Origin of the sequence: Serratia sp. C2(1) (assembly GCF_036352655.1) — a bacterium.
GTDB lineage: Bacteria > Pseudomonadota > Gammaproteobacteria > Enterobacterales > Enterobacteriaceae > Serratia > Serratia inhibens.
The window spans coordinates 1-626 of sequence record NZ_JAZFBA010000021.1 but is presented as its reverse complement, the minus strand read 5'-3'; the positions used below and the strand labels follow the sequence as shown (position 1 = coordinate 626).

Below are 626 nucleotides of genomic sequence, written 5' to 3'. Positions count from 1 at the left end.
TTGAAATACGTGAGCTAAAGAAAAGACTTCAACGCGTTGAAATAGAAAGAGATATATTAAAAAAGGCTACCACGCTCTTGATGTCAGACTCCCTGAACAATTCTCATTAGTTGAGAAACTCAGGGCGTGGTTTCCTGTTGCCGTTGTGTGCAACGTGTTTGGGGTTCATCGCGGCAGTTATAAATACTGGCGGCAGCCCAGGTAGCCTGACGCCACAAGAATGGCATTTTCCCTGATTCAGCACTGACAGGTAAAGCCCTGTCGATGGCCTGGGAAGCACAGGGAAACCGGTTAATTTACTGTATCACTCGGATCAAGGCAGTCACTATACCAGCAGGAATTTCAGGCAGTTACTGTGGAGATATCAGATAAAGCAAAGCCTGAGTCGCCGGGGAAATTGCTGGGATAACAGCCCAATGGAACGGTTCTTCAGAAGCCTGAAAACAGAGTGGGTACCGGATAATGGCTACGCGAATTTTAGCCAAGCCAGCACGACAATAACGAATTACATCACAGAATATTACAGCCAGCTCAGACCCCATCAATATAATGGTGGTTTGACGCCGAATGAATCAGAAAGATTGTTCTGGAAAAACGCTAAAGCCGTGGCCAGTTTTTGTTGACCA

Annotated in this window: 1 pseudogene; it reads left to right on the top strand. The window is 46.2% G+C overall.

From position 1 onward, the window contains the following. Positions 1 to 231: 231 nt before the first annotated feature. Positions 232 to 623: pseudogene (locus V2S86_RS25530) on the top strand (integrase core domain-containing protein); the annotation flags it as partial. Between the last annotated feature and the right edge of the window lie 3 nt (positions 624 to 626).